General features: G+C 71.1%; 26 protein-coding genes. 12 read left to right on the forward strand and 14 right to left on the reverse strand.

The window, feature by feature from the left end:
* Window positions 1-25: 25 nt before the first annotated feature.
* The 3 genes from ABZ567_RS08760 to ABZ567_RS08770 form a co-directional block, all read right to left on the reverse strand.
* Entirely contained in the window at window positions 26-301 is a 276-nt protein-coding gene (locus ABZ567_RS08760) for a hypothetical protein (RefSeq protein ID WP_360786061.1), read from the reverse strand.
* 26 nt (window positions 302-327) lie between these two features.
* Window positions 328-528, reverse strand: a complete 201-nt coding sequence (locus tag ABZ567_RS08765; RefSeq protein WP_360786062.1) for a hypothetical protein — start codon at window positions 526-528, stop codon at window positions 328-330.
* Window positions 529-987: 459 nt separating this feature from the next.
* Entirely contained in the window at window positions 988-1,752 is a 765-nt protein-coding gene (locus ABZ567_RS08770) for a GntR family transcriptional regulator (protein ID WP_360786515.1), read from the reverse strand.
* Window positions 1,753-2,036: 284 nt separating this feature from the next.
* On the opposite strand from ABZ567_RS08770, the gene ABZ567_RS08775 reads away from it, so the two are divergent.
* From ABZ567_RS08775 to ABZ567_RS08790, 4 genes are all read left to right on the forward strand, one after another.
* A complete protein-coding gene (locus ABZ567_RS08775; RefSeq protein ID WP_360786064.1) occupies window positions 2,037-3,332 on the forward strand; it encodes an extracellular solute-binding protein in 1,296 nt (431 codons plus the stop codon).
* Between the two features lie 136 nt (window positions 3,333-3,468).
* A complete protein-coding gene (locus tag ABZ567_RS08780) occupies window positions 3,469-4,491 on the forward strand; it encodes a sugar ABC transporter permease (protein ID WP_360786066.1) in 1,023 nt (340 codons plus the stop codon).
* A 26-nt stretch (window positions 4,492-4,517) separates the two neighbouring features.
* Window positions 4,518-5,354 carry a carbohydrate ABC transporter permease gene (locus ABZ567_RS08785; RefSeq protein ID WP_360786517.1) on the forward strand — a complete coding sequence of 279 codons (837 nt, stop codon included), beginning with the start codon at window positions 4,518-4,520 and terminating at the stop codon, window positions 5,352-5,354.
* A 9-nt stretch (window positions 5,355-5,363) separates the two neighbouring features.
* On the forward strand, window positions 5,364-6,887 hold the full coding sequence (locus ABZ567_RS08790) for a glycoside hydrolase family 3 N-terminal domain-containing protein (RefSeq protein ID WP_360786068.1): 1,524 nt from the start codon (window positions 5,364-5,366) through the stop codon (window positions 6,885-6,887).
* A 123-nt stretch (window positions 6,888-7,010) separates the two neighbouring features.
* On the opposite strand, the gene nagB is transcribed toward ABZ567_RS08790, so the two are convergent.
* Window positions 7,011-7,796, reverse strand: coding sequence for a glucosamine-6-phosphate deaminase (gene nagB / locus ABZ567_RS08795; RefSeq protein ID WP_360786070.1), 786 nt, complete (start codon window positions 7,794-7,796; stop codon window positions 7,011-7,013).
* A gap of 286 nt (window positions 7,797-8,082) precedes the next feature.
* Window positions 8,083-8,928, reverse strand: a complete 846-nt coding sequence (locus tag ABZ567_RS08800; protein ID WP_360786072.1) for an SDR family oxidoreductase — start codon at window positions 8,926-8,928, stop codon at window positions 8,083-8,085.
* 83 nt (window positions 8,929-9,011) lie between these two features.
* On the opposite strand from ABZ567_RS08800, the gene ABZ567_RS08805 reads away from it, so the two are divergent.
* Together ABZ567_RS08805 and ABZ567_RS08810 are read left to right on the forward strand one after the other, a co-directional pair.
* On the forward strand, window positions 9,012-9,710 hold the full coding sequence (locus ABZ567_RS08805; RefSeq protein WP_360786074.1) for a TetR/AcrR family transcriptional regulator: 699 nt from the start codon (window positions 9,012-9,014) through the stop codon (window positions 9,708-9,710).
* Window positions 9,711-10,004: 294 nt separating this feature from the next.
* Window positions 10,005-11,471, forward strand: coding sequence for a histidine kinase N-terminal domain-containing protein (locus tag ABZ567_RS08810; RefSeq protein WP_360786076.1), 1,467 nt, complete (start codon window positions 10,005-10,007; stop codon window positions 11,469-11,471).
* Between the two features lie 148 nt (window positions 11,472-11,619).
* On the opposite strand, the gene ABZ567_RS08815 is transcribed toward ABZ567_RS08810, so the two are convergent.
* Together ABZ567_RS08815 and ABZ567_RS08820 are read right to left on the reverse strand one after the other, a co-directional pair.
* Window positions 11,620-11,877, reverse strand: coding sequence for a WhiB family transcriptional regulator (locus ABZ567_RS08815; RefSeq protein ID WP_003953983.1), 258 nt, complete (start codon window positions 11,875-11,877; stop codon window positions 11,620-11,622).
* A 316-nt stretch (window positions 11,878-12,193) separates the two neighbouring features.
* Window positions 12,194-13,162 carry a diacylglycerol kinase family protein gene (locus ABZ567_RS08820; RefSeq protein WP_360786078.1) on the reverse strand — a complete coding sequence of 323 codons (969 nt, stop codon included), beginning with the start codon at window positions 13,160-13,162 and terminating at the stop codon, window positions 12,194-12,196.
* 121 nt (window positions 13,163-13,283) lie between these two features.
* Between ABZ567_RS08820 and ABZ567_RS08825 the strand changes: the two genes are divergently transcribed.
* Window positions 13,284-13,700, forward strand: coding sequence for a hypothetical protein (locus ABZ567_RS08825; RefSeq protein ID WP_360786080.1), 417 nt, complete (start codon window positions 13,284-13,286; stop codon window positions 13,698-13,700).
* Window positions 13,701-13,706: 6 nt separating this feature from the next.
* Here ABZ567_RS08825 and ABZ567_RS08830 read toward each other — a convergent pair whose 3' ends face one another.
* The 3 genes from ABZ567_RS08830 to ABZ567_RS08840 all read right to left on the reverse strand — a co-directional run bounded on the left by ABZ567_RS08830 (window position 13,707) and on the right by ABZ567_RS08840 (window position 15,881).
* A complete protein-coding gene (locus ABZ567_RS08830; RefSeq protein ID WP_360786081.1) occupies window positions 13,707-14,813 on the reverse strand; it encodes an RNA polymerase sigma factor SigF in 1,107 nt (368 codons plus the stop codon).
* The gene (locus ABZ567_RS08835; RefSeq protein ID WP_015036094.1) at window positions 14,810-15,223 is read right to left on the reverse strand and encodes an anti-sigma regulatory factor; all 414 of its coding nucleotides are present in this window, start codon (window positions 15,221-15,223) and stop codon (window positions 14,810-14,812) included. Before ABZ567_RS08835 ends, ABZ567_RS08830 begins: the two co-directional genes overlap by 4 nt.
* 397 nt (window positions 15,224-15,620) lie before the next feature.
* Window positions 15,621-15,881 carry a UBP-type zinc finger domain-containing protein gene (locus ABZ567_RS08840; protein WP_360786083.1) on the reverse strand — a complete coding sequence of 87 codons (261 nt, stop codon included), beginning with the start codon at window positions 15,879-15,881 and terminating at the stop codon, window positions 15,621-15,623.
* 39 nt (window positions 15,882-15,920) lie between these two features.
* Here ABZ567_RS08840 and ABZ567_RS08845 point away from each other — a divergent pair, with 39 nt between their 5' ends.
* Window positions 15,921-17,519 carry a Na+/H+ antiporter gene (locus ABZ567_RS08845; protein WP_360786085.1) on the forward strand — a complete coding sequence of 533 codons (1,599 nt, stop codon included), beginning with the start codon at window positions 15,921-15,923 and terminating at the stop codon, window positions 17,517-17,519.
* Here the strand turns inward: ABZ567_RS08845 and ABZ567_RS08850 are convergent.
* Together ABZ567_RS08850 and ABZ567_RS08855 are read right to left on the reverse strand one after the other, a co-directional pair.
* Window positions 17,495-18,496: a pyridoxal-phosphate dependent enzyme gene (locus tag ABZ567_RS08850; protein WP_360786087.1), complete on the reverse strand. Its 1,002-nt coding sequence runs from the start codon at window positions 18,494-18,496 to the stop codon at window positions 17,495-17,497. The two genes, ABZ567_RS08845 and ABZ567_RS08850, sit on opposite strands and share 25 nt — an antisense overlap.
* 29 nt (window positions 18,497-18,525) lie before the next feature.
* Complete coding sequence (locus ABZ567_RS08855; protein WP_360786089.1) at window positions 18,526-19,116, reverse strand: N-acetylmuramoyl-L-alanine amidase; 591 nt, start codon at window positions 19,114-19,116, stop codon at window positions 18,526-18,528.
* 286 nt (window positions 19,117-19,402) lie between these two features.
* On the opposite strand from ABZ567_RS08855, the gene ABZ567_RS08860 reads away from it, so the two are divergent.
* Both ABZ567_RS08860 and ABZ567_RS08865 read left to right on the forward strand, forming a co-directional pair.
* Window positions 19,403-20,815 carry a family 2B encapsulin nanocompartment shell protein gene (locus ABZ567_RS08860; RefSeq protein WP_360786091.1) on the forward strand — a complete coding sequence of 471 codons (1,413 nt, stop codon included), beginning with the start codon at window positions 19,403-19,405 and terminating at the stop codon, window positions 20,813-20,815.
* A 99-nt stretch (window positions 20,816-20,914) separates the two neighbouring features.
* Complete coding sequence (locus tag ABZ567_RS08865) at window positions 20,915-21,958, forward strand: family 2 encapsulin nanocompartment cargo protein polyprenyl transferase (RefSeq protein WP_360786093.1); 1,044 nt, start codon at window positions 20,915-20,917, stop codon at window positions 21,956-21,958.
* 12 nt (window positions 21,959-21,970) lie between these two features.
* Here the strand turns inward: ABZ567_RS08865 and ABZ567_RS08870 are convergent, their stop codons facing one another.
* Window positions 21,971-22,546 carry a TetR family transcriptional regulator gene (locus ABZ567_RS08870; RefSeq protein WP_360786095.1) on the reverse strand — a complete coding sequence of 192 codons (576 nt, stop codon included), beginning with the start codon at window positions 22,544-22,546 and terminating at the stop codon, window positions 21,971-21,973.
* A gap of 126 nt (window positions 22,547-22,672) precedes the next feature.
* On the opposite strand from ABZ567_RS08870, the gene ABZ567_RS08875 reads away from it, so the two are divergent.
* Both ABZ567_RS08875 and ABZ567_RS08880 read left to right on the forward strand, forming a co-directional pair.
* Entirely contained in the window at window positions 22,673-23,254 is a 582-nt protein-coding gene (locus ABZ567_RS08875) for a dihydrofolate reductase (protein WP_360786097.1), read from the forward strand.
* Window positions 23,255-23,353: 99 nt separating this feature from the next.
* Window positions 23,354-23,773 carry a DUF6304 family protein gene (locus ABZ567_RS08880; protein ID WP_360786099.1) on the forward strand — a complete coding sequence of 140 codons (420 nt, stop codon included), beginning with the start codon at window positions 23,354-23,356 and terminating at the stop codon, window positions 23,771-23,773.
* Between the two features lie 64 nt (window positions 23,774-23,837).
* On the opposite strand, the gene snpA is transcribed toward ABZ567_RS08880, so the two are convergent.
* The gene (snpA, locus tag ABZ567_RS08885; protein WP_360786100.1) at window positions 23,838-24,491 is read right to left on the reverse strand and encodes a snapalysin; all 654 of its coding nucleotides are present in this window, start codon (window positions 24,489-24,491) and stop codon (window positions 23,838-23,840) included.
* Between the last annotated feature and the right edge of the window lie 189 nt (window positions 24,492-24,680).

Genomic DNA, 24,680 nt, shown 5'->3' on the forward strand with positions numbered 1-24,680 from the left:
GGTGGCGCGGGGATCTCGCGGGCTTTCAGAGCAACCGGAAGTCCGCGATGCGGTGGCGGGAGAGCTCGGGGGAGTGGCCGAGGAGACGCCGGCAGAGCAGCAGCGCGTTGCCGACGGCCTCGATCTCGTCGGGGCCCCGGATGTACAGGGCGAGCCGGACCGACCGGTCGAGGACGAGCGCCCGTGCGGACTCGAAGCGGTCCTGCGGACGGGCGACGCGGTGCAGCGTCTCGACGAGTGCGGCGGCGGACGGGGCCGGTGGGTCGGTGTCCGGGGCGGGTTCGTCGTCCGGTGCCCTCATCGAGATGCCGACGAGGTAGATGACGATCAGCCCCAGGAGAACCCGTCGCCGCTGTCGGCGGGCCGCGCGGTCGGGGCGGTCACGTCCTCGGCGGTGACGCCCGCTGCCCCGGGCGCCGACTGGGCGGAGAGGACGAAGGCCAGCGCGGCCGCGGCCGGGACGAACAGGGCGAGGACGGGACGGAGCTGAACGCGGACGAAAGCGGCGTAACGGGCGCTGCTGGGCATGACGGAACTGCCTTCCTGGCGGGACGGGGTGAACGGCGCGGAGCGGGTCTTCCGGGGTGCTTCTCCCGGTGCCGCTCCGGGGCTCTGCCGGGCGGCTCCGACAGGTCCAAGACTGGCCCGGCCGCGGTGCCCTGTCACCGGCCAACGGCTGGCGCCAACCGCGTGGCCGCTAGGAGCCACTCCGTACGCCCGGCCGCCGCGCGCCGCTCACCAGGGGGTTTCCGGGGGCCGTCACGTTCCTGCCAGGCGGAAGGTGCCGGGGGGCCGTCATCTCCTCGTACGGGGGCCGCCCCGGCCTCGGGCGGGGGAGCGCCGTCCTCGTCGGACTGGGCCGCGATCTCCTCGGACTGAGCCGTCATCTCCTCGGACTGGGCCGCCATCTCCTCGTACGGCTCCGGAAACGCGGACGGCCGCACCCGGTGGGGTGCGGCCGCTCGTGGCGTACGGAAGGGGCGAGGGTCAGCCGTTGGGGCGCTTGAGGCGCGCCACGAACTTGTACCGGTCGCCGCGGTACACGGACCGCACCCACTCCACGGGCTCGCCGTCGGCGTCCACGGAGTGGCGGGAGAGCATCAGCATCGGCAGGCCCACGTCCGTGCCGAGCAGGCCGGCCTCGCGCGGGGTGGCGAGGGAGGTCTCGATGGTCTCCTCGGCCTCGGCGAGGTGCACGTCGTAGACCTCCGCGAGCGCGGTGTACAGCGAGGTGTACTTCACCAGCGACCGGCGCAGGGCGGGGAAGCGCTTCGCCGACAGATGGGTGGTCTCGATCGCCATGGGCTCGCCGCTCGCGAGCCGCAGGCGCTCGATGCGGAGCACCCGGCCGCCGGTCGAGATGTCGAGCAGTCCGGCGAGGGTGTCGTCGGCGGTGACGTATCCGATGTCGAGGAGCTGCGAGGTGGGTTCGAGGCCCTGGGCGCGCATGTCCTCCGTGTAGGAGGTGAGTTGCAGGGCCTGGGAGACCTTGGGCTTGGCGACGAAGGTGCCCTTGCCCTGGATGCGCTCCAGGCGGCCCTCGACGACCAGCTCCTGGAGGGCCTGGCGCACGGTGGTCCGTGACGTGTCGAACTCGGCCGCGAGCGTCCGCTCCGGCGGGACCGGTGTGCCGGGCGGCAGGGTCTCCGTCATGTCGAGCAAGTGCTTCTTGAGTCGGTAGTACTTGGGCACGCGCGCGGTACGGGTGGGCGCCCCGCCCTCCGTCTCCGTGCTGCCCGCGTCCGTGGCCATGGCCTGCCTTCCCGACTCCCGTGCTGCTGCCGTCACCGGCTCCTCCGTCTGTAGCGGCTCACATGGTGGCACGGACCGGTCACGGGTCGTCGCCCTCCCTCAGGTGTCGGTCCGATAACGGACGCGACTGCCCTTCTTATACACCCTTGACACCCCTAAAGGTCTAGGCCAAGCTCCGGGTACTGGTCTAAACCATTAAAGACCAGGTCCCAGCCCCACGAGCACTACCCGAGGTATGTCTTCGCGCGGTGGGCAGGGGTTGCAGCATCCCTGAGGAGGGTGGCGTGAAGCGCAAGCTCATCGCGGCGATCGGCGTCGCAGGCATGATGGTCTCTATCGCTGCGTGTGGTTCCGACAGCGACAAGGGCAAGGACGGCGCCAAGGCGTCGGCCGGGGGCGACAAGACCCTGACGGTCTGGGTCATGGACGGCTCCGCTCCGGACGCCTGGATGGCCGAGGTGAACAAGGCCTTCGAGGCCAAGCACCCGGGCGTCAAGGTCAAGGTCGAGAAGCAGATCTGGAACGGCATCCAGGAGAAGGTCACCACCGCCCTCTCCGAGGACACCCCGCCGGACGTCCTGGAGCTCGGCAACACCCAGACCGCGGGCTACGCCGTCACCGGCGGCCTCGCCGACCTGACCGGCGACAAGGCCACCCTGGGCTACGACGCCTGGAACAAGGGCATGGTCGCCTCCAACGAGCTGGACGGCAAGCTCTACTCCGCCCCGTGGTACGCCGCCAACCGCGTCGTCGTCTACGACAAGGCCGCCTTCAAGAAGGCCGGGGTCACCCCGCCCAAGACCCGCGCCGAGTGGATCGACGGTCTGAAGAAGCTCAAGGCCTCCGACCCCAAGTCGCAGGCGATCTACCTGCCGGGTCAGGCCTGGTACGTCCTCGCCGGCCTCATCTGGGACGAGGGCAGCGACCTGGCGGTCAAGGACGGCGACAAGTGGAAGGGCAACCTGTCCTCCCCCGAGGCCGTCAACGCCATGAACTTCTACAAGGAGCTGGCGTCCTACTCCACCGCTCCCAAGGACAAGGACGAGGCGACCCCGCAGCAGTCCACCGATGTCGTCCCCAAGGGCGGCGTCGCGTCCTGGATCGGTCTCGGCTGGGAGGCCGGCGGCGCGATCGACGCCATGAAGAAGGCGGGCAAGACCGCTGACTTCGGCTACTTCCCGATCCCGGGCAAGACCGCCGACAAGCCGGGCTCCGTCTTCCTCGGCGGCTCGAACCTCGCCATCGCCGAGCGCTCCCCGAACAAGGACCTCGCGAAGGAGTGGCTGGCCCTCGCCGCCGGCAAGGACTTCATGACGAAGTACGCCGCCGCCACCGAAGGCGCGCTGCTTCCGAACACCGACGCCGCGCAGTTCAAGCCGGCCGCGGGCTCCTTCGCCGAGGCCATGGCCCTCTCGTCCGCCTCCGGCAAGGTCACCCCGGTGACCCCGGGCTGGGCGAACGTCGAGACCGCCCCGAACCCGATCAAGGACTTCATGACCAAGGTCCTGAAGGGTGGCGACCCCAAGGCCGCCGGCGAGGCGGCCGACAAGATCATCAACGAGCGCCTCAACCAGCAGTAGTCGGCGGCCCGGTGGTGCGGCCGGTGGCACACCGGCCGCACCACCGGCCTTTGCAGCGATGCAGTGATCAGCGGCCCGCTCCCCCGGGCCGTGCCCCGGTGGGCGCGGGAGCCCCAGAACCGCGAGGAATAAGACCATGACCGTGGACTCCCCGGGGACGGCGACCGCCGGTCCCCAGGACGCGCCCGGGAGGGCGGCCGAGAAGTCCCAGACTCCGCCACCCCCTTCAGGCCCGAAGGAAGTCCTTCAGCCTGCGCGCGGCAGACGCTCCCTGCCCGGCGGGCTGCTGCCGTACCTGCTCGTCGCGCCTGCCCTGCTGTCCATGGCGGTGCTGCTGCTCTACCCGCTGATCCGCAATGTGATCCTCTCCTTCCAGCAGCTCAACCGGAAGGAGTTCATCACCCGCGAGACGGTCTGGATCGGCTTCCAGAACTACACCGAGCTCCTCGGAGACTCGCACTTCTGGTCCGTCGCCGTCCGAAGCGTCGTCTTCACGGCCGTCAACGTCGCCCTCATCATGGCGATCGGCACGGGCATAGGTCTGCTGCTCAACCGCCTCGGCAAGAAGATGCGGCTGGTCCTCTCGCTGTCCCTGATGTTCGCCTGGGCCATGCCGATCGTCGCCTCCGTCACCGTCTTCCGCTGGCTCTTCGACGAGCAGTTCGGCGTCGCGAACTGGGTGATGCGCACGCTCGGCTTCTCCGGCTACGAGCAGCACAACTGGTTCGAGACCGGCTTCTCCACCCTGGTCATCATCCTGCTGCTGCTCGTCTGGGGCTCCGTCCCCTTCGTCGCCCTCAACATGTACGCCGGCCTGACCACCATCGGGTCCGAGCTGTACGAGGCCGCCAAGATGGACGGCGCCAGCGGCTGGCGTACCTTCTGGGCCGTGGTCTTCCCCAACCTGAAGTCCTTCTTCATGATCACCACGTTCCTGGAGATCATCTGGATCTTCAAGGCGTTCGCCCAGGTGTACGCGATGAACCAGGGCGGCCCCGACCGCGGCTCCGAGACCCTCCCGGTCTACGCCTACATCGAGGGCGTCGGCCAGTTCCACTACGGTGTCGCCGCCGCCATCTCCATCCTCACGATCGTGATGCTCATCGCGGTCATGTCCTTCTACTTCCGCCTGATCCTGAAGCAGGAGGAGGAGCTGTGAGCGCCACCACCCAGACTCCGCAGAAGCTGCGCACCAGGAAGCCGGTCACGGTCGGCGCGGTCGCCAAGAACGTCAGCGCCCTCGTGATCGCGGTGGTGTTCGTCTTCCCCGTCTACTGGATGTTCTCGTCCTCGCTGAAGCCGCAGCACGAGATCATGACGAAGGACCCCGTCTTCGTCTTCACGCCGACGTTCGAGAACTACACGACGGCCACCGGCGTCGACCTCTTCTGGACGTACGTCGGCAACAGCCTCATGGTCACCCTCGGCGCGGTGCTCCTCGCCCTCGTCGTCGCCCTGGCCGCGAGCTTCGCGATCGCCCGCCTCAAGTTCAAGGGACGCAAGGGCATCGTCCTCGTCGTGATGATGGCGCAGATGGCCCCCTGGGAGGTCATGGTCATCGCGATGTACATGATCTCCCGTGAGAACGACATGCTGAACAGCATCCCGATGCTCACGCTCATCTACTTCGTCATGGTCCTCCCCTTCACGATCTGGACCCTGCGCGGCTTCATCGCCGCCGTCCCGGTCGAACTGGAGGAGGCCGCGCAGATCGACGGCTGCACCCGTGGCCAGGCGTTCCGCAAGGTGATCTTCCCGCTGCTCGCCCCCGGCCTGATGTCGACCTCGCTCTTCGGCTTCATCACCGCCTGGAACGAGTTCGCCATGATCCTCATGCTCAACAAGGACAAGGAGTCGCAGACCCTGACGCTCTGGCTGACCCAGTTCCAGACCGCGTTCGGCAACGACTGGGGCGCCACCATGGCCGCCTCCACGCTCTTCGCACTTCCCGTGCTCGTCGTCTTCCTCTTCCTCCAGCGCAAGGCCGTCGGCGGCATGACCGCCGGCGCGGTGAAGGGATAAGGGCTCCTCATGACCACACTCGTACACGGCACGGACACCCTGACCCGTGACGCGCTCACCGTGCTCCAGCCCGGCTTCGTCGGCACCACCGCGCCCGACTGGCTGCTCCGGCGCATCGGCGAGGGCCTGTCGTCGGTCGGCCTGTTCGGCCGGAACATCGTCGACCCCGCCCAGCTCGCCGCCCTCACCGCGCAGTTGAGGGCCGAGCGGGACGACGTCCTCGTCGCCATCGACGAGGAGGGCGGGGACGTGACCCGCCTGGAGGTCAAGCAGGGTTCCTCCTTCCCCGGCAACTACGCGCTGGGAAGCGTCGACGACGTCGAGCTCACACGCGCCGTGGCCCGCGAACTCGGCCGCCGGCTCGCCGCGTGCGGCGTCGACCTCAACTGGGCGCCCTCCGCCGACGTCAACTCCAACGCCGAGAACCCGGTCATCGGGGTCCGGTCCTTCGGGCCGGACCCCGACCTGGTCGCACGGCACACCGTGGCCTACGTCGACGGCCTCCAGGGCGTCGGCGTCGCGGCCTGTACGAAGCACTTCCCCGGACACGGCGACACGAACGTCGACTCCCACGACGCGCTGCCGCGGATCGATGTGGACCTCGCCACACTGCACACCCGTGAGCTGGTACCTTTCCGCGCCGCCGTCGCCGCCGGTACCAAAGCGGTCATGAGCGCGCATATTCTGCTCTCCGCGCTCGACCCCCACCGCCCGGCCACCCTGAGCCCCCAGATCCTCACGGGTCTGCTCCGCCAGGAACTGGGCTTCGAGGGGCTGATCGTCACCGACGGCATGGAGATGCAGGCCGTCTCGGCGACGTACGGCATCGAGCGCGGTTCGGTCCTCGCCATCGCGGCGGGAGCCGACGCCATCTGCGTCGGCGGCGGCCTGTGCGACGAGGACACCGTGCTGCGCCTGCGCGACGCGCTCGTCAGCGCGGTACGGACCGGTGAACTGCCCGAGGAGCGGCTGGCCGACGCCGCGGCGCGTGTACGCGCCCTGGCGGCCTGGACCCAGGCGCACCGGGCCAGGGGGGCTGGATCGGTGCCGGGCGCGGCAGTGCAGGAGGGGACCGCGCCCGGCGCCGACATCGGACTCGTGGCGGCCCGCAGGGCCCTCAAGGTGACCCGGGGGGAGCGGCCCCACACGCCGATGACCAGCGCTCCCTACGTGGCCTCCTTCACTCCGGTCGCGAACTTCGCGGTCGGCGACGAGACGCCCTGGGGCATCGCGGCGGAGCTGGAGCGGCTGCTCCCGGGCACGCGGACCGGCTCGTACGACGAGTCCTCCGCGGACGCCGTCCTGTCCGCCGCGGGGGAGCGGCGGATCGTGGCGGTCGTACGCGACGTCCACCGGCACCCGTGGATGACCGAGGCCCTGGAAGCCCTGGTCGCGGCCCGCCCCGACACCGTCGTGGTCGAGATGGGCCTCAACGAGGCGGAGCCCCGCGGGGCCCTGCACATCGCCACGCACGGCGCGGCCCGGGTCTGCGGCCGCGCGGCCGCGGAGGCCGTCGTCGGAACCGGCGCCTGACCGGCCGCCTCCGACACCCGCCGTACGCGGGTCGTACGCGGTCGGACACGCTCGTACGCGAAGGGGCCCGGCACCTGAACAGGTGCCGGGCCCCTTCGCCGTGCGCAGCGGGAACCGGACGGTTCAGATGCCCTGCCAGTCGGGCTTGGCGGCGTAGGTGTGGCGGAAGTAGTCGGCGAGCTTCAGCCTGGAGGCGGCGGCCTCGTCCACGACGACGGTGGCGTGGGGGTGGAGCTGGAGCGCGGAGGCGGGCACGAGCGCGGCGACCGGGCCCTCGACGGTCTGCGCGACGGCTTCGGCCTTGCCCTCGCCGGTGGCGAGCAGCACCAGGTGGCGGGCTTCGAGGATGGTCCCGATGCCCTGGGTGATGACGTGGTGGGGGACCTGCTCGATGTCGTCGTCGAAGAAGCGGGCGTTGTCGACGCGGGTCTGCTCGGTGAGCGTCTTGATCCGGGTGCGGGAGGCGAGGGAGGAGCACGGCTCGTTGAAGCCGATGTGCCCGTCGGTGCCGATGCCGAGGATCTGCAGGTCGACGCCGCCGGCCTCGGCGAGGGCCTTGTCGTAGGCCTCGCAGGCGGCCTGGACGTCCTCGGCGGAGCCGTCGGGGCCCATGAAGGCGGCGGGGGAGAGCCCCAGGGGTTCGACGACCTGGCGGAGCACGGTGGAGCGGTACGACTCGGGGTGGCCGGCGGGCAGGCCGACGTACTCGTCCAGCTGGGCGATCCTGGCCCGGGAGGCGTCCACGGTGCCGGCCGTGACCCGGGCGGTGAGGGCGTCGTAGATGGGGAGGGGCGTCGATCCCGTGGCCACGCCGAGCAGCGCGTCGGGCTTGCGGCGCAGGAGGTCGGCGATGCCGTCCGCGATGAGCTCGCCGCCTGCCTTGGCGTCCTTGACGATGACAACTTCCACGCTGTGCCTGCCGATCTGGTGAGGGGCTGCTGAGGGGCCGTGGTATAGACCAATCTCAGTCCAAATCTAGCAGAGGAGGGGCCTTCCCCTCATGCCGTTCCGCCCCCCGGACGCCCCCACCGCCTCCATCGTCGAACGCCGATGTCCACCCAGCCACCCGAGCCCCTGAAACCCCTTCAGTCACGGGGCCGGCTCCCCCACGCCGACCTCGGTGACGGGCCGCCGGTTCCTCCGCCGACCCCCGGTGCCGGCGCCCCGCGCCCCTCGCCGCCCCCACCGCCCGCGCTCAGACCAGGGAACCCCCCGTCGCGTCGATCCAGTGCCCCGTCACCCATCGCGCGTCGTCGGAGGCCAGGAAGGCCACCACGTCCGCTATCTCCGCAGGGGTCCCGACCCCGCCGAGCGCCGACATGGCCGCCGCTCCGGCCCAGGCTTCGTCGCTGCCCCGCAGCCAGTCCGCGTTGATGTCGGTGTCCACGATTCCCGGCGCCACCGAGTTGACCGTGATCCGGCGCGGCCCGAGGACCTTCGACAGATCCCGGGTGAAGACGTCGAGCGCGGCCTTCGACATCGAGTACGCGATCAGCTCCGGCATGAGTGCCGCCCTGCTCAGCCCCGTCGAGACGTTGATGATCCGCCCGCCGTCCCTCAGCCGCTCCGCGCCCAGCTGCGCCAGGAAGAACGGTGCCTTGGTGTTGATGGCGAAGACGCGGTCGTACTCCTCCTCGCCGAGCGTCGCGAAGGGCTCCGAGGCCGCGATCCCCGCGTTGTTCACCAGGATGTCCAGGCCCCCGTCGCCCCCGACGGCCGTGTCGAACGCCGCCCAGAGGGCTGCGGCGTCCCCCGCTACCCCCAGCTCCTGGCCGAGCGCGAACGCCTCGCCGCCGGCCGCCTCGATCGCCGTGACCGTCTCCTTGGCCGCCGTCTCGTTGCTCCCGTAGTGCACGGCGACCCGGGCCCCCTCGCGGGCGAGCCGCTCGGCGATCCCGCGCCCGATACCCCGGCTGCCCCCCGTCACCAGTGCCGTCTTCCCCACCAGCCTCCCGGTCGCCCTCCCGGCCACCTTCGCGGCCGCCTCCTCGGCCACCTTCTCGGCCGGCTGTCCCGTCGTCGGTCCTGCGAGCACGCCCATGACGACGCCCCCCTCATTTCTGTAGCGGTCGTTACGTAAAGACCGTACCCCACTTCCGTAGCGCGCGCTATAGAATTCATTCCATGGTGACGACACAGCGCGGCCGCCCCCGCTCCTTCGACCGGCTCACGGCCCTGGAGCAGGCCACGATGGCCTTCTGGGAGCACGGCTACGAGACGACCTCCGTCTCCGACCTCACCCGAGCCATGGGCATCAGCGCACCCAGCCTCTACGCGGCCTTCGGTGACAAGAAGACGCTGTTCGAGGAGGTCGTCGAGGTCTACGCCACCTCGTACGGTGCGTACGGCGGCCGGGCCTTCGCGGAGGAGGCCACCGCCCGCGGTGCCATCGGCAGGCTCCTCGGCGAGGCGGCCGAACTCTTCGCGGAGCCCGGCCACCCCCGCGGCTGCCTGATGATCTCCGCCGCGACCAACTGCTCGACCCCGGAGGTCGAGGAGTCCCTGAGAGCCCGCAGGAACGCCAATCTCACGTCCTTCGAGGCCCGTATCCAGCAGGGCGTCGAGGCGGGCGAGCTGCCTGCCGACACCGATGCCCGCGCGCTCGCCCGCTTCTCCGGAGCCGTCCTCCAGGGCATGTCGCAGCAGGCCCGGGACGGGGCGACGGCGGCGGAGCTGGCGGCCGTGGCCGAGACGGCGATGCGGGCCTGGCCGCCCGCCCCCGCGCGCGTACCGGCGGAAAACGCCCCCGACGCGGTCTCGGGCGCGATCTCGGGGGCGACCGCGAAAACAGCCCCGGAAACACCCGCGGGCCGCGGCGCCTGACGGGACCCTCAGCCCGCCCGGCACCGCAGCCCGGAGTTGCTCCGGCCGGGGGTGTGCGGTCCCTCGGCCGTGTGGGAGGTCTCGACGCAGTCAGGGCAGAGAGCGTCGGGTACCTCGTTCCACCCTCCTGTGCGGGGAGGGTGGAGCCTCTATCACGTTCATTGTGGACTAGACCATTCTTGTCTGTCCATCCACACGTACGCGGTCGTTCATGGCCCATCCTCCAGTACGAACGCCCGGAGATCCAGGTTCACCGGCTCTTTATTCCGCGGGTACGCTCGCACAGTGCCCTCCATGAACGACCTCGTGCGCCAGCACACCGCCCTGAGCGACTCCGACCTCGAGTGGCTCCATCTGCTGGTGTCGGAGTGGCAGCTGCTCTCCGACCTGTCCTTCGCCGACCTCGTGCTCTGGGTCCCGACCCTCGACGGCACGCGGTACGTCTCCGTCGCCCAGATGCGGCCCAACACCGGCCCCACCTCCTACCAGGACGACATGATCGGCCATCTCGTGCCGCGCGGCCGCCGCCCGCTGCTCGACGCCGCGCTCGACGAGGGCAGGATCGTCCGCGAGGGCGACCCGGAGTGGCGCGAGGAGGTGCCGGTACGGGTCGAGTCCATCCCCGTCCGCCGCGAGGGCAGGGTCCTCGGCGTCATCGCCCGCAACACCAACCTGCTGACCGTCCGCACCCCCTCCCGGCTCGAGCTCACCTACCTCCAGTCGGCCTCCGACCTCGCGCAGATGATCGCGGCGGGCACCTTCCCGTTCCCCGGCGAGCAGGTCGACATGGACTCCTCGCCCCGGGCCGGCGACGGACTCGTCCGCCTGGACGCCGAGGGCATCGTCCAGTACGCCTCGCCCAACGCCCTCTCCGCGTACCACCGGCTCGGTCTCGCCGCCGACCTCGTGGGCCAGCACCTCGGTCAGATCACCGCCGAACTCGCCCCCTCGCGCGGCCCCGTGGACGAGGCCCTGGTCACGCTCGCCTCCGGATACGCGCCGCGCGAGTTCGAGGTCGAGGGCAACGGCGGCGTGATCCAGCTGCGGGCGATCCCGCTCAAGCCCAAGGGCACCCGCATCGGTTCGCTCGTCCTGCTCCGGGACGTCACCGAACTGCGCCGCCGTGAGCGTGAGTTGATCACCAAGGACGCCACCATCCGGGAGATCCACCACCGGGTGAAGAACAACCTGCAGACGGTGGCCGCCCTGTTGCGCCTCCAGGCCCGCCGGATGGACTCCGACCGCGGCCGCGAGGCCCTCAACGAGGCCGTACGGCGGGTCGGTTCGATCGCCATCGTCCATGAGACGCTGTCTCAGAACCTGGACGAGCGGGTCGAGTTCGACGAGATCGCCGACCGGGTGATCGCGATGGTGGCCGAGATCTCCCCGGGCCGGGTCACCTGTCGGCGCAACGGCCGCTTCGGCATTCTGGACGCCGAGGTCGCGACCCCGCTCTCCATGGTCCTCACCGAGATTCTGCAGAACGCCCTGGAGCACGCCTTCGTCCAGGGCGACGAAGGAACCGTCGAGGTCACCGCGGTGCGTGGCGAGCCGAGGCCCGAGGCCCGGCTCCTGATCACGGTCCAGGACGACGGCCGGGGCCTGCCCGAGGGCTTCGACCCGCAGCGCGCCGGAAACCTCGGACTCCAGATCGTACGCACCCTGGTGGAAGGGGAGTTGGGCGGAACCTTCGACATGCTGCCGGGCGCCGGGCGCGGTACGAAGGTGGTCCTCGACGTTCCCGTGCAGCCGCAGAAGTAGTACGCGGCCGCGTCACAGCAGCGAGCCCCGGACCGAAGGAGATCGGTCCGGGGCTCGAATGCTGTGGGTTACTGCTGCGCGCTGCGGCTCAAGGGCGGTGATTGCGCACGCGATGTGCGCGCCGCCGGCCTCAGGCTGTCGGTGGGCGTCAGGCGCTGGCGTTACGCGCCCGGTTGCGAGCGGCACGGCGCTTCATCGCGCGGCGCTCGTCCTCGCTGAGGCCACCCCAGACGCCGGAGTCCTGGCCGGACTCGAGCGCCCACTGCAGGCACTGCTCCATGACGGGGCAGCGGCGGCAGACGGCCTTGGCTTCCTCGATCTGCAGCAGCGCAGGACCGGTGTTGCCGATGGGGAAGAACAGCTCGGGGTCTTCCTCACGACAAACGGCGTTGTGACGCCAGTCCATGGCTGCTACCTCTCTTGGTATGACATGCAATTGCTTGTGAATGTGAACGCTTTCACGAATCCCTCCGCAAGGGAAGGGCCGACTGCCAGATGAACTGGTGTGGTCCTTGGGCTGAGGAGGGGTTCTGGCTCTCAGTGGAGGCCGGTGTTGCGGGCCGTCCCGATCGCCAAGAAGAGACTCGCAAACCTCGGCAGCGGATACAACCCCTTGCGGAAAGTTTTTTTTGATTCCTCGGTGTCGGCTAGGTCACAGCCGTACTTCTAAGGGGTGGATGCACGCCTAAACGTTCGAGTGAAAGGACTTTCGGCCCTTCCACTCACACAATCACACGCAGTGCACGGCGAACGCCTGTGAACGCGACGCTCGTACGCAGTCCGAGGTGGTCTCCGTCCATCTGCAGGGGGAGGGGAACCTTCGAATGCAAGGTGAAGTCGGTCAGGTCGTGCAGGGACACCGCGTGCTTGCCGCGCGGGCCCCGATCCGGGGTCGAGGTGAGCAGCTGGGTGGCGTAGCGGGCCACGGCGGCGGTGGAGAGACGGCGCAGCCCCAGCACGTCGAGCGCGGTCTCGAATGAGGCCTCTGGCGACGCGTACACCGGACGATTGCCCAGGTAGGTCCAGGGGGAGGTGTTGCAGATTATGGAGAGGACCAGGTTCTCGACCGGCTCGGCGCCGGGGCGCTCCAGGGTGACCGTGCCGTGCCGGCGGTGTGGTTCCTCGAAGAACTGACGTGCCACCTGGCGCAGATAGAGGGCGTGCGTGGATCTCTTCCCGCGCTCCCGCTGCTGTTCGACCCGGCCGATGACACTGGCGTCGAATCCCAGCCCGGCGCAGAAGGTGAACCAGCGGGACGGCACGGACTCGTCCTCCGTGCCCGGCGTCCCCGACGCGAGGCCGAGGCTCACCGTGCGTGCCCGCCGCTCACGCAACGCGTCGAGCAGCGCGCCCGTCGCCTCCACCGCGTCGTTCGGCAGGCCGAGGGCACGGGCGAACACATTGGTCGAACCACCCGGGACCACCGCGAGCCCCGGCAGCCGGTCGGGGTCGGGCCCGTCGTGCAGCAACCCGTTGACGACCTCGTTCACCGTGCCGTCGCCGCCCAGGGCCACGACGAGATCGATGTTTCCGGCCTCGGCGGCATGACGGCCGAGGTCCCGCGCGTGCCCGCGGTACTCGGTGGTGACGGCCTCCAGCTTCATCTCGCTCGCGAGCGCGTGGATGAGCACGTCACGGGTGCGGGCACTGGTGGTGGTGGCTGCCGGATTGACCACGAGAAGTGCGCGCATGAGCTTCAGCGTACCTACCCGGCGGTACCGGGCCCAGCGCCGGCCATCCCGTGGACACCCCGCCGCCGAGCCCACCGGGCGGCCGAGATCGAGGGGTGATACCCCGGCTACCCTGCCCTGTATGAGCAGTACGGAGCAGACCCCCCGCCCCGCCCGCCTCGCCGCCGTCGCGGCCGTGGCCGGTATCGAGGCCCTCGGGCTCGTCGCCGGAGGTGTCTACATGCTGGTGGACGCCCTGACGCGGACGACCGGCGACGTCACCGGCGCGCTCACGGGCGCTGTGACGCTCGTCGCACTCGGTCTGATCCCGCTCGCCGCCGCCCGCGGCCTGTGGCTGCGCCGCTCCTGGAGCCGCGGCCCGGCCGTGATCACCCAGATCCTGGCCCTGCCGGTCGCCTGGCAGATGACCCAGGCGGACAGTGCGATGATCCCGGCCGGCGCCGTCCTCGGCGTCCTGGCCGTCACCGGGCTCGTCCTGCTGGTGAACCCGGCCACGACCGAGGCGCTCGGCATCCGGCGCCCCGGTCAGGAAGCCTGACGGGACCTACTCCTCCACCAGGAGCTTCTCCCGCAGCTGGGCGAGGGTCCTGGCCAGCAGGCGGGAGACGTGCATCTGGGAGATGCCCACCTCCTGCGCGATCTGCGACTGGGTCATGTTGCCGAAGAAGCGCAGCAGCAGGATCCGCTTCTCCCGGGGCGGCAGGTCCTCGAGGAGCGGCTTGAGCGACTCGCGGTACTCGACCCCTTCCAGGGCCTCGTCCTCCGCGCCGAGCGTGTCCGCCACCGCCGGGGACTCGTCGTCCGTGTCGGGGACGTCCAGGGAGAGCGTCGAGTAGGCGTTCGCCGACTCCAGGCCCTCCAGGACCTCCTCCTCCGAGATCCCCAGCCGCTCGGCCAGCTCGTGCACGGTCGGTGAGCGGCCGTGCTGCTGGGAGAGCTCCGCCGTCGCCGTGGTCAGCGAGAGCCGCAGCTCCTGGAGGCGGCGCGGCACCCGGACCGCCCAGCCCTTGTCGCGGAAGTGACGCTTGATCTCGCCGACGACCGTGGGGGTCGCATACGTCGAGAACTCGACCCCGCGCTCCGGGTCGAACCGGTCCACCGACTTGATCAGGCCGATCGTCGCCACCTGGGTCAGGTCGTCCAGCGGCTCGCCGCGGTTGCGGAAGCGCCGGGCCAGGTGCTCCACCAGCGGCAGATGCATCCGTACGAGCCGGTTGCGCAGCTCCGCCTTCTCGAAGGAGCCCTCCGGCAGCTCGCGCAGCGTGACGAACAGAGCGCGGGCGCCGCTGCGGTCGTGCGGGTCCGGGGCGGTGCGGACGACGTCCGGGGCCTCGTCTGCCTCGGTCTCGTCGTCCGAGGCCTTCTCCGCCTCGACCGACCCCTCGGCCTCCCCGGACTCCGGGGACCCCTCGGACTCGTCCGACTCCTCGGACTTCCGACTCGCGGCAACCCCCGCGGTCCCGTGGGGCCCGGAGGCCTCCGGGGAGCCGTTCACACTCGCGGGGCCCCGGGGGGCCTCGGAGACGCCCGGCGTCTCGGGAACCTCGTGGTGCTGCTCGTGCTCGCTCATCTGGTCCGCCCGCTCCGTAGCGACCTCATGCGGCCGCGCCTGCTGCTCAGGGATGCCGGCCGTCGCGTCCCCGCTCCTCACGCCGGGCCTGGCCCCGCGCCGCGCTGTTTGTACAGGCTGATCGAGACCGTACGGTCCTCGGCCACCGACGACTCGACCTTCCCGGCCAGTGCCGACAGCACCGTCCAGGCGAAGGTGTCCCGCTCGGGCGCCCGCCCGTCGGTCGTCGGGGCGGAGACGGTCACGTCGAGGGAGTCGTCGACCAGCCGGAAGACACAGCTGAGGACGGACCCCGGCACGGCCTGCTGGAGCAGGATGGCGCAGGCCTCGTCGACCGCGATCCGCAAGTCCTCGATCTCGTCGAGGGTGAAGTCCAAGCGCGCCGCGAGGCCGGCCGTGGCCGTACGCAGCACGGACAGATAGGCACCCGCAGCGGGCAGCCGGACTTCCACGAAGTCCTGGGTCCCGGGCTCACCTGCGATCTGGGACACCCTCACCTCCAAGGTGGCACAAGCTCATTCGGGGCTCGGGGGGAGAGGCCCCCGAACCGGGCGGTACGCAGGGGGCTGCGCAGTCCGCCGTGACGCTATCGCGATCCGTCCCGCCGTGTCGCCGCGAACTCCCCGCCCCCGTCGACGCCCCGGCCGCCGGTCATCACCCATGGTAGGCCCATGGCTGCGGACGGTGGGCGGGGGTCTGCGGGAGCCGGAACCGAGCGACCGGCGGAGGGGTGACGTACCCACCCGGGGAGCGGGCGAACCACCGCACGGCCGAATCGCCGGAGGGGCGTACGGTCCGAGGACCGAACCGCCCGGCACATCGGGACGAACAGGGACGCCGAAGGTCGGGACAGGCAGGGGCGCGGGACACCGGGACGGGCGGGCCCGCTCAGACGATCGCGCCGTCCACGAAGCACCAGCGCCAGGCCTCACCCGGCTCGAACGTCCGCATCATCGGGTGCCCCGTCGACGAGAAGTGCCCCGTCGCGTGCCGCCCCGCCGACGAGTCGCAGCAGCCCACGTGCCCGCAGCTCAGACAGAGCCGCAGCTGGACCGGATGCGTCCCGTCCGCCAGGCACTCGGGACAGGTGTCGGCCAGGGGCGCCGGCTCGGGGCGCGGCATTTCGGCAACGTGGGGGCACTCGCTCATGATGGCCAGGTTACGTGGCGGCTCATGACGGGGACGGGCATGGAATCACTGCAGTTGGTGGCACTGGTGGCGGCGAGCGCCGCGATCGCGGGGGCCGCCCGGCGGACCCCTGTGCCCGCTCCGCTGCTCCTGGTCGCCGCCGGCCTGGCCGCCGCGTACGTCCCCGGGGTGCCCGACTACACCCTCGACCCGCACATCGTGCTGCCGCTGATCCTGCCGCCGCTCCTCTACACGGCCGCCGTCGACTCCTCGTACCTCGATCTGCGGGCCAACATCCGGCCCGTCGCCCTGCTCTCCGTGGGGTACGTCCTCTTCGCCACCGTGGCCGTGGGCTGGCTCGCGTACGTCCTCGTCCCCGACCTGCCGCTCACCGCCGCCCTCGTGCTGGGCGCCGTGGTGGCCCCGCCGGACGCGGTCGCCGCCACCGCCATCGCCCGCAAGCTCGGCCTGCCGAACCGGATCACCACGATCCTCCAGGGCGAGTCCCTCGTGAACGACGCCACCGCCATCACCGCCTTCAAGGTCGCCCTCGCGGCGGCCGTCGGCGAGGGTGTGAGCTGGGCCGGCGGCCTCGGCGACTTCGCGCTCGCCGCCGTCGGCGGGATCGGTGTCGGCCTGATCCTCATGGTCCCCATCCACTGGCTGCGCCTGCGGCTCGGCGACTCGCTGCTCCAGAACACCCTCTCCCTCCTCATCCCCTTCGTCGCCTACGCGGCGGCGGAGGAGGTCCACGCCTCCGGGGTCCTCGCCGTCGTCGTGGTCGGGCTCTTCCTGGGCCACCGCGCCTGGCAGGTCGACTTCGCGACCCGGCTCCAGGAGGAGGCGGTGTGGAAGATGGTCGCGTTCGTCCTGGAGTCCGCCGTCTTCGCCCTGATCGGCCTCCAGTTGCCGTACGTCGTCCAGGGCCTCGGCCAGTACGGCATCGGCGAGGCGGTCCGGTACGCGGTCGGGGTCTTCCTCGCCGTGGTCCTCGTGCGGTTCGTCTGGGTCTACCCGGCGACCTTCCTGCCCCGGTGGCTCTCCGCCCGGATCAGGGAACGGGAACCCGGCGTGGACTGGAGGGCTCCGCTCGTCGTGGGCTGGGCCGGCATGCGCGGCGTGGTGTCCCTGGCCATCGCCTTCTCCATCCCCGTCGTCGTCGACGGTGAGGGGTTCCCCGCCCGCAACCTGGTCCTCTTCCTCACCTTCACCACCGTCATCGGCACCCTCGTGGTGCAGGGCCTCAGCCTGCCGCCCCTCATCCGGCTCCTGAAGCTTCCCAAGCGGGACAGGTACGCCGAGACCCTGGCCGAGGCGCAGGCCCAGAGCGAGGCCTCACGGGCCGCCGAGGAGCGCCTCGACGCGCTTCTCGCCGACGAGCGCAACGCCCTGCCGACGCCTCTCGCCGACCGGCTCCGCACCGTCCTGGAGCGGCGCCGCAACGCGGTCTGGGAGCGGCTCGGGGCCGTCAACGAGGTCACCGGGGAGACCGCGGACGACACGTACCGGCGCATCTCGCGCGAGATGATCGACGCCGAGCGCGAGGTCTTCGTGCGGCTGCGCGACGCACGCCGGATCGACGACGAGATGATGCGGACCCTGCTCCGCCGCCTCGACCTGGAGGAGGCGGCCGCCTACCGCGCGGAGGCGGAGGACTGAGACGGGTCCGGCAAGGACGGCGGGGGCGCCTCGGGCAGGGGCGGCCGGGGCGCCGGGGATCCCGCCGCCGGGGGCGGCTGGAGCGCGTCGGGGGCGCCCGTCACCACCGCCGCGAGCCGGGTACCCGCCGGGAACGCGCCCTCCTCCGCCAGGACCGTGAGGCCATGAAGCATTTTGGCCACATACAGTCGCTCGATGGCGAGTTCGTGCCGCGCCTCGAAGTCGCGTGCGAACGCCTCCAGAACGGGGGACGTGCGCGCGTACCCCCCACCGTGGAAACGCTCGTCCAGCGCCCACTCGCCGCGCCGCCCGCCGAACGCCGCCTCCTGGAGGGCCCGGACCTCGTCGCCCAGGAAACCGCCCTTGAGGACGGGGAAGCCCAGCGCCCTCTGTCCGGCCGAGAGGCCGGCCGCGAGGCCCGCGAGGGTGCCGCCCGTGCCGCAGGCGACGGCGACCGTGTCCGCCGCACCGGCGAGCTCGCGGCCCAGCTCGACGCACCCCCGCACGGCGAGGGTGTTGCTTCCGCCCTCCGGGACCACGTACGCGCCCGCGGGGGCCCGCTCCAGGAGCGCCGCGAGGACCGCCGGGTCGTTCTTCGCGCGGTACGTGGCCCGGTCCACGAACTCCAGCCGCATCCCGTCCGCCGCGCACCGCGCGAGGGACGGGTTGAGCGGGCGCCCGGCCAGCTCGTCGCCCCGGACGATCCCGACCGTGGGGAAGCCGAGCAGCCGGCCGGCGGCCGCCGTCGCCCGCAGGTGGTTGGAGTACGCGCCGCCGAAGGTGAGCACCGGACGCCCGTCCGCGGCCCCCAGGTTGAGGGCGAGCTTGCGCCACTTGTTGCCCGGCAGCTCGGGGTGGATGAGGTCCTCGCGCTTGAGCAGCAGCGTGAGCCCGCGCCGGGCGAAGCGCTCGTCCTCCACCGGCTCCAGGGGCGAGGGGAGCCGGGGCCGCAGGCGGGAGAGGTCGTACGCGTTCACCCGGTCATTGTCCGTCCCGGCCGGCACGGTCAGCGCAGGCGGTCGGCGATCCGCTCCCGCATCGAGCCCATCGTGAAGCCGCGCGGGTCGATCTTTCCCGGCTGCCACTCCAGGTGTCCGATGACCGAGCGGTGCGTCCAGCCGTGCACCCGGCACACTGCGGCCGCCGCCTTCGCGATGGCCTCCAGCTGGACCTTCGGCCACGGGTCCTTGCCGTCCCCGAGGTTCTCGCACTCGAAGCCGTAGAAGTGCCGGTTGCCGTCGGTGGTGGCCTCGTCGTCCCGCGGCAGGCGCCGCTCGGCGATGACCGCCCTGAGCACCTCGTCGTCGCCGAGCCCCGCGTGGTTCGCGCGCCCGTAGCCGACCAGGTGGACCGTGCCGTCCTTGGCGATCACACCGTGGCAGAGCGGCCCCGGCAGGGCGTCGTGGCCGTCCCGGCAGAGCCGGACGGTGCCGGCGGTGCCGCGGGTCACGGTGTGGTGGATCATCACGCCGTGCACCGGCCCCCAAGGGCCCTTGTGGTTGCGGTTGTGGGTGGACCAGTCGCCGACCTGGACGACCGCGAGGCCCTCGTCGCGCAGCGCGCCGAGGAACCTGTTCGCGGACATGGGGGTGGACATGACCGACTCCCTTCGGAGGACGGGATGGGCTTCCGGAGTCCCGGAGCTACCGGACCCCGATGCCTCCGGAGTACCGGACTGCGCCACTCCGCTGCCATCCGTTCGGACCGTGTGCGAGCCGATCCGGACAGCGCCCCCCGGGGTGGTGAGGTTCCGCTGTTCGGGGGGAAATCGCGTGACATGCCCCGAAGATCACCGAACAGTCCCACCCGAATGTGTAATGGCGCCGACACGTTCCGTGCTGAAAGGCTTCGTCTCGCAACTCAGTCATACGAGAGGGAGTTCCATGTCCGTTGGTTCGGTTGGCGACGACGTACGCGCGGAGCAGGCTCCGCAGCAGAGTCTCAGTACCGCCGCCGCGCGGAACCTCGCCACGACCACCAAGTCGGCGCCGCAGATGCAGGAGATCACCTCGCGGTGGCTGCTGCGGGCGCTGCCGTGGGTCCAGGTGCAGGGCGGTACGTACCGGGTGAACCGGAGGCTCAGCTACTCCGTGGGTGACGGCCGCGTCACCTTCGTCCAGACCGGAGAGCGCGTCGCGGTCATCCCCGCCGAACTCGGCGAACTCCCCGTCCTGCGCGGCTACGAGGACGAGGAGGCCCTGACCGAGCTCGCGTCCCGCTGCCGCCAGCGGGAGTACGCGGTCGGTGAGGTGATCGCCGTCGCGGGCGAGCCGACCGACCGCGTCCACCTCCTCGCGCACGGCAGGGTCGAGCAGATCGGCGAGGGGCCGTACGGCGACGAGACCGTCCTCGGTGTCCTCGCGGACGGCTCCTACTTCGGCGACACCGCGCTCGTCGACCCGGACGCCACCTGGGAGTGGAGCGCCCGCGCCGCCACCGCCTGCACGGTCCTGGAGCTCACCCGCGACGACGTGCGGAACCTCGCGGACCGGGCCGGTTCGCTCGCCGCCCACCTCGCGAGCGTGGCCGCGCTGCCCCACCAGCGCACCAACAGGTACGGCGAGGCCGAGATCGACCTCTCCGCCGGCCACGTCGGTGAGGCAGTCGTCCCGCACACCTACGTCGACTACGACGCCTCGCCCCGCGAGTACGAGCTGAGCGTCGCCCAGACCGTGCTGAAGGTCCACAGCCGCGTCGCCGACCTCTACAACCAGCCGATGAACCAGACCGAGCAGCAGTTGCGGCTCACGGTCGAGGCACTCCGCGAGCGCCAGGAGTACGAGCTGGTCAACAACAAGGAGTTCGGCCTCCTGTCCAACTGCGACTACGAGCAGCAGATCCAGCCGCACGACGGCGCCCCCAGCCCCGACGACATGGACGAGCTGCTGTCCCGCCGCCGGGGTTCCAAGCTGTTCCTCGCCCACCCGCGCGCCATCTCCGCCTTCGGCCGCGAGCTCAACAAGCGCGGTCTGGTGCCCGAGACGATCGACATCAACGGCAACCGCATCCCGACCTGGCGCGGGGTGCCGATCTACCCGTGCAACAAGATCCCGGTCTCGGACGCCCGGACCACCTCGATCATCTGCATGCGTACCGGCGAGGCCGACCAGGGCGTGATCGGTCTGCACCAGACCGGCATCCCCGACGAGATCGAGCCCAGCCTCTCCGTCCGCTTCATGGGCATCGACGAGCAGGCGATCATCTCGTACCTGGTCACGGCCTACTACTCGGCCGCGGTCCTCGTCCCGGACGCGCTCGGGGTCCTGGAGAACGTCGAGGTCAGCCGCTGGCGCTGAGCCGACGACGCCCGGGGGCGGGGACCGAACCCTCCCGCCCCCGGGCGATCCCGGCTCCTCGCCCCGCACAACGACACGGAGGATACGAAGGACGTGACCATGACCAGCGTGGATGCCGTCACCGACGGTCAGGGGGCCGTGGCGCTCCTGGACCGGACGCGGACCGCCGTCGACCCCCAACTGCGCTCGACCGTCGAAACCCTGCCCGGTTCCATGCGCCGGGTCGCCATGTACCACTTCGGCTGGGAGCACGCCGACGGCACACCGGCCACGGAGCGGGCCGGCAAGGCGATACGCCCGGCCCTGGTCCTCGCGGCGGCCCGCGCGCTCGGAGCCGACGAGACGCGGGCGGTGAAGGCCGCGGCCGCGGTGGAGCTCGCCCACAACTTCACCCTGCTCCACGACGACATCGTCGACGAGGACGTGACCCGCAGGCACCGGCCCACCGCCTGGACCGTCTTCGGAGTCCCGGACGCGCTGATCGCGGGAGACGCGATGAGCGCGCTCGCCCTGCGGCTGCTCGCCGAGGATCCGCATCCCGCGTCGACGGCGGCCTCCGCGCGCCTGGCGGCCTGCATCATCGAGCTGTGCGCGGGCCAGCAGGCGGACTGCGCCTTCGAGCGGCGCGGCCCGCGTGAGGTGTCCCTCGACGAGTGCCTCGCCATGGCCACCGCCAAGACCGGAGCCCTGCTCGGCTGCTCCTGCGCCCTCGGCGCGCTCTACGCGGGCGCGGGGGAGGAGGAGGTCGCCGCGATGGACGCCTTCGGCCGGGAGGCCGGTCTGGCCTTCCAGTTGATCGACGACCTCATCGGGATCTGGGGCGACCCCGACCGGACGGGCAAGCCGGCCGGGGCCGATCTCGTCGCCCACAAGAAGTCGCTGCCGGTGGTGGCGGCGCTCGCCTCGGGCACCGCGGCGGGCGAGGAGCTGGCCGAGCTGTACTCCCGTCCGGTCCTCGACGCGGCGGCGGTACGGGCGGCGGCCGACGCGGTCGAGCGGGCCGGTGGGCGTGACTGGGCCCAGGCCCAGGCGGCCGAGCGCATGGGCCGCGCCGTGGAGTACCTGGCGCAGGCGGTACCGGACCTGGACGCGGCCGGGGACCTGCTGGCCCTCGCGGAGTTCGTCACCCGGCGTACGCGCTGACGGCCGGGGGTCTCACGGCTCGGGGACGATGCGGGTGACCACGGACTCGATCAGGTCGTCGAGGCCCTGGTCACCGTGCAGGCCCGGCACGGTGAAGTGGTCGAACAGCAGCCCGGTGAGGGCGAAGTAGAGCAGGCGGACGGTGTCGGCGTCCCCGGGCATCCCCGAGTCGAGATGCAGCCGGATGTTCTCGTCGAGGTCGGCCCGGAGCACCTTGGTCAGCTGGATGCGCAGCTCGGGGCGGCGTACGGCTTCGAGGCGGAGCTCGAAGAGCCCGAGGTAGCAGGTGCGTTCGGTGGCGAGCCGCTGGGCGAGTCGGCGCATCAGCTCGACGAGCAGTGCGCGGCTCGGCGGCGGCAGCAGGGCGGTGTCGACGTCCCCGGGCGCAGGCGTGAGGCGTACGAAGATCCGGTCGGCGACCTGGGAGAGCAACTCGTCCCGGTGGCGGAAGTAGTTGGACGAGGTGCCCGTGGGAACCCCCGCCCGGGCGTCGACCGCCCGGAAGGTGAGCCCACGGGCGCCTTCGTCCGCAAGTGCCTCGATCGCGGCGTCGAGTAGTGCCGTACGGCGTTCCGCGTTTCTCGCCATGGACCGGCTCCTCTGCGTTGGGTGTGATCTTTTTCGAAAAGAGGGCTTGCGCAACCACTACAGGTGAAGCACTATAGCCGTCGTGGTTGCGAGCGCAGCCACACTCCGAAGCAGAAGAGGACCGGCTTGCGCAAGCTCACGTACTACATCGCCTGCACCATCGACGGTTTCATCGGTGACCCCAAGGGCGATGCCACCTCGATGTTCGCGTTCACCGAGGGCTCCTACCTGGAGTGGATGGGTTCCGACTACCCGGAGACCATTCCGACCCACGGCCGGGAAGCCCTCGGCATCGACGGCGAGAACAAGCACTTCGACACCGTCGTCCAGGGACGGGCTTCGTACCAGCTCGCCCTCGACATCGGCGTCACCAGCCCCTACGGCCACCTTCGCGAGTTCGTCGCCACCCGCTCTCTCACCGAGTCGCCCCACCCCGACGTGGAGCTGATCAGCGACGACCTCGTCGGCCGTGTCCGCGAGCTCAAGGCCGAGGACAGCCCGCTGGGCGTGTGGCTCTGCGGAGGCTCCACCATCGCCGGCGAGCTCATCGAGGAGATCGACGAGCTGGTCATCAAGACCTACCCGCAGGTCTACGGCACCGGTATGCCGATGTTCGGCGCCGACTTCGAGCCCCGCGACTTCACGCTCGGCGACGTACGCGCCTTCGACAACGGCGTGATCGTCCGCACGTACACCAGGAAGCGGTAACGGCGGGAAGCGGGGCGGCAAGCGGGCGAGATCGGGAGAAGTCCGGCCTCGGGGCGACCGGCCGCGCGCCGGAGCCGGTCATGCCGCTACAGTCCGCGCATGTCATCGGAGTCGACAGAAGTCTGGACCGGCTGGTACCGGGACCGCAGCGGCGCGGAAGCGATCGTCATCACGGCCGTCGGGCGGCGCGTCGCCACCCGGATCAGGGGGGTCGAGTACACCGGCGAGGGCTTCGCCGCGCTCAGCGCGGCCGGCGAGGGCGGGCAGCCCCTCACCGGCTGCGTCCTGGAGTGGGACCTCCCGCTCCCCGTCGTCGTGGACGGCGCCACCCAGCAGGCGACCCTGAGCTGTCTGCTGACGCTCGGTGAGCGCGCGGACCTGAGTCTGACCCTGCACTGCGGCGGCGCCGCCTTCGAGTCGTGCGTCGCCGGAGGCGACTTCGACGGCGCCCTGGAGCGGGTGCGCCGACAGCTGCCGCCCGGCGCGGACTTCGCCCGCCGCCTGCTCCAGGCGGCCTGAGACGAGCGCGGCGGCCGGCCCCGGGGAGGGGGCCGGCCGCCGCCTTCACCTCACGCGCCGCTCGTCAGCCCTTGAAGGCGGAGGCGAGACCGTAGCGCCAGAGCTGGTCGACGCGGGACCGTTCCTGGGCGTTCGGCTGGGCGTTCTGGCAGGACGTGCCGGGGCCGCCGCCCGACATGAGCTCGCTGCACGGACCGCTGTAGTGGTCCGGGAGCCCCAGGACGTGGCCGGTCTCGTGGGCGGTCACCCGGGTGGAGTTGTACTGCTGGTTCTGCCGGTAGTCCAGGAAGATGTAGCCGCGACCGTGACCGTCGGTGCTCGCGTACGAGCCACGGGAGTCGTTGCCCTCGTAGTAGCGGAAGTCCGGGTTGCTGCCCTCGACGAGCCGGACGTTCACCACCGAGCTGTTCCATATCTGGGTGGAGCGGGCGATCTGGGTGCGGAAGCTCGGCGCGTTGGCGGCGCTGTAGACGACGGTGACGGCGGCCGCGCCGGGAGTGGCGGCCCGCTTCTGCGCCACCGACTTCATGACGGCGTCGAAGAAGGCCTTGTTGGCCTTGGCGTTCTCCGCCGAACCGGCGTACGCAGCGGCCGAGTTGCCGGATACGGCGGAGTGGCCGGCGCTCTGGGCCGCGGCCGGGGCCACGCCGAGGGAGGCGGCGAGACCGAGACCGAGGGTGGCGGTCAGTACGGAGGTGAGGACCTTGGGGTGACGCATGGGGGGCTCCTCCTCTAGGGGACTGGAGAGAGTCTCGGGGGAGGCGGGGTCCGCGGGGATGATGTCAACCGCCGATAGCACCACCGCATCACCCCGCCTCGCCGTCCCCCGACGCCCTCAACGCCCTTGAAAACGAAGGTGATCGAGGGACTTCGGGTATCTGGTGCGACTCAGGGCGCCGCCCTACCC

Source organism: Streptomyces sp. NPDC016459 (assembly GCF_040632845.1).
Classification (GTDB): domain Bacteria; phylum Actinomycetota; class Actinomycetes; order Streptomycetales; family Streptomycetaceae; genus Streptomyces.

What these genes read in the sequence shown, in the direction of transcription:
- ABZ567_RS08760 (WP_360786061.1), bottom strand. Translation starts at nt 301, where the DNA reads ATGAGGGCACCGGACGACGAACCCGCCCCGGACACCGACCCACCGGCC.
- ABZ567_RS08765 (WP_360786062.1), bottom strand. Translation starts at nt 528, where the DNA reads ATGCCCAGCAGCGCCCGTTACGCCGCTTTCGTCCGCGTTCAGCTCCGT.
- ABZ567_RS08770 (WP_360786515.1), bottom strand. Translation starts at nt 1,752, where the DNA reads ATGGCCACGGACGCGGGCAGCACGGAGACGGAGGGCGGGGCGCCCACC.
- ABZ567_RS08780 (WP_360786066.1), top strand. Translation starts at nt 3,469, where the DNA reads ATGACCGTGGACTCCCCGGGGACGGCGACCGCCGGTCCCCAGGACGCG.
- ABZ567_RS08790 (WP_360786068.1), top strand. Translation starts at nt 5,364, where the DNA reads ATGACCACACTCGTACACGGCACGGACACCCTGACCCGTGACGCGCTC.
- ABZ567_RS08800 (WP_360786072.1), bottom strand. Translation starts at nt 8,928, where the DNA reads ATGGGCGTGCTCGCAGGACCGACGACGGGACAGCCGGCCGAGAAGGTG.
- ABZ567_RS08805 (WP_360786074.1), top strand. Translation starts at nt 9,012, where the DNA reads ATGGTGACGACACAGCGCGGCCGCCCCCGCTCCTTCGACCGGCTCACG.
- ABZ567_RS08810 (WP_360786076.1), top strand. Translation starts at nt 10,005, where the DNA reads ATGAACGACCTCGTGCGCCAGCACACCGCCCTGAGCGACTCCGACCTC.
- ABZ567_RS08815 (WP_003953983.1), bottom strand. Translation starts at nt 11,877, where the DNA reads ATGGACTGGCGTCACAACGCCGTTTGTCGTGAGGAAGACCCCGAGCTG.
- ABZ567_RS08820 (WP_360786078.1), bottom strand. Translation starts at nt 13,162, where the DNA reads ATGCGCGCACTTCTCGTGGTCAATCCGGCAGCCACCACCACCAGTGCC.
- ABZ567_RS08825 (WP_360786080.1), top strand. Translation starts at nt 13,284, where the DNA reads ATGAGCAGTACGGAGCAGACCCCCCGCCCCGCCCGCCTCGCCGCCGTC.
- ABZ567_RS08840 (WP_360786083.1), bottom strand. Translation starts at nt 15,881, where the DNA reads ATGAGCGAGTGCCCCCACGTTGCCGAAATGCCGCGCCCCGAGCCGGCG.
- ABZ567_RS08845 (WP_360786085.1), top strand. Translation starts at nt 15,921, where the DNA reads ATGGAATCACTGCAGTTGGTGGCACTGGTGGCGGCGAGCGCCGCGATC.
- ABZ567_RS08855 (WP_360786089.1), bottom strand. Translation starts at nt 19,116, where the DNA reads ATGTCCACCCCCATGTCCGCGAACAGGTTCCTCGGCGCGCTGCGCGAC.
- ABZ567_RS08860 (WP_360786091.1), top strand. Translation starts at nt 19,403, where the DNA reads ATGTCCGTTGGTTCGGTTGGCGACGACGTACGCGCGGAGCAGGCTCCG.
- ABZ567_RS08865 (WP_360786093.1), top strand. Translation starts at nt 20,915, where the DNA reads ATGACCAGCGTGGATGCCGTCACCGACGGTCAGGGGGCCGTGGCGCTC.
- ABZ567_RS08870 (WP_360786095.1), bottom strand. Translation starts at nt 22,546, where the DNA reads ATGGCGAGAAACGCGGAACGCCGTACGGCACTACTCGACGCCGCGATC.
- ABZ567_RS08880 (WP_360786099.1), top strand. Translation starts at nt 23,354, where the DNA reads ATGTCATCGGAGTCGACAGAAGTCTGGACCGGCTGGTACCGGGACCGC.
- snpA (WP_360786100.1), bottom strand. Translation starts at nt 24,491, where the DNA reads ATGCGTCACCCCAAGGTCCTCACCTCCGTACTGACCGCCACCCTCGGT.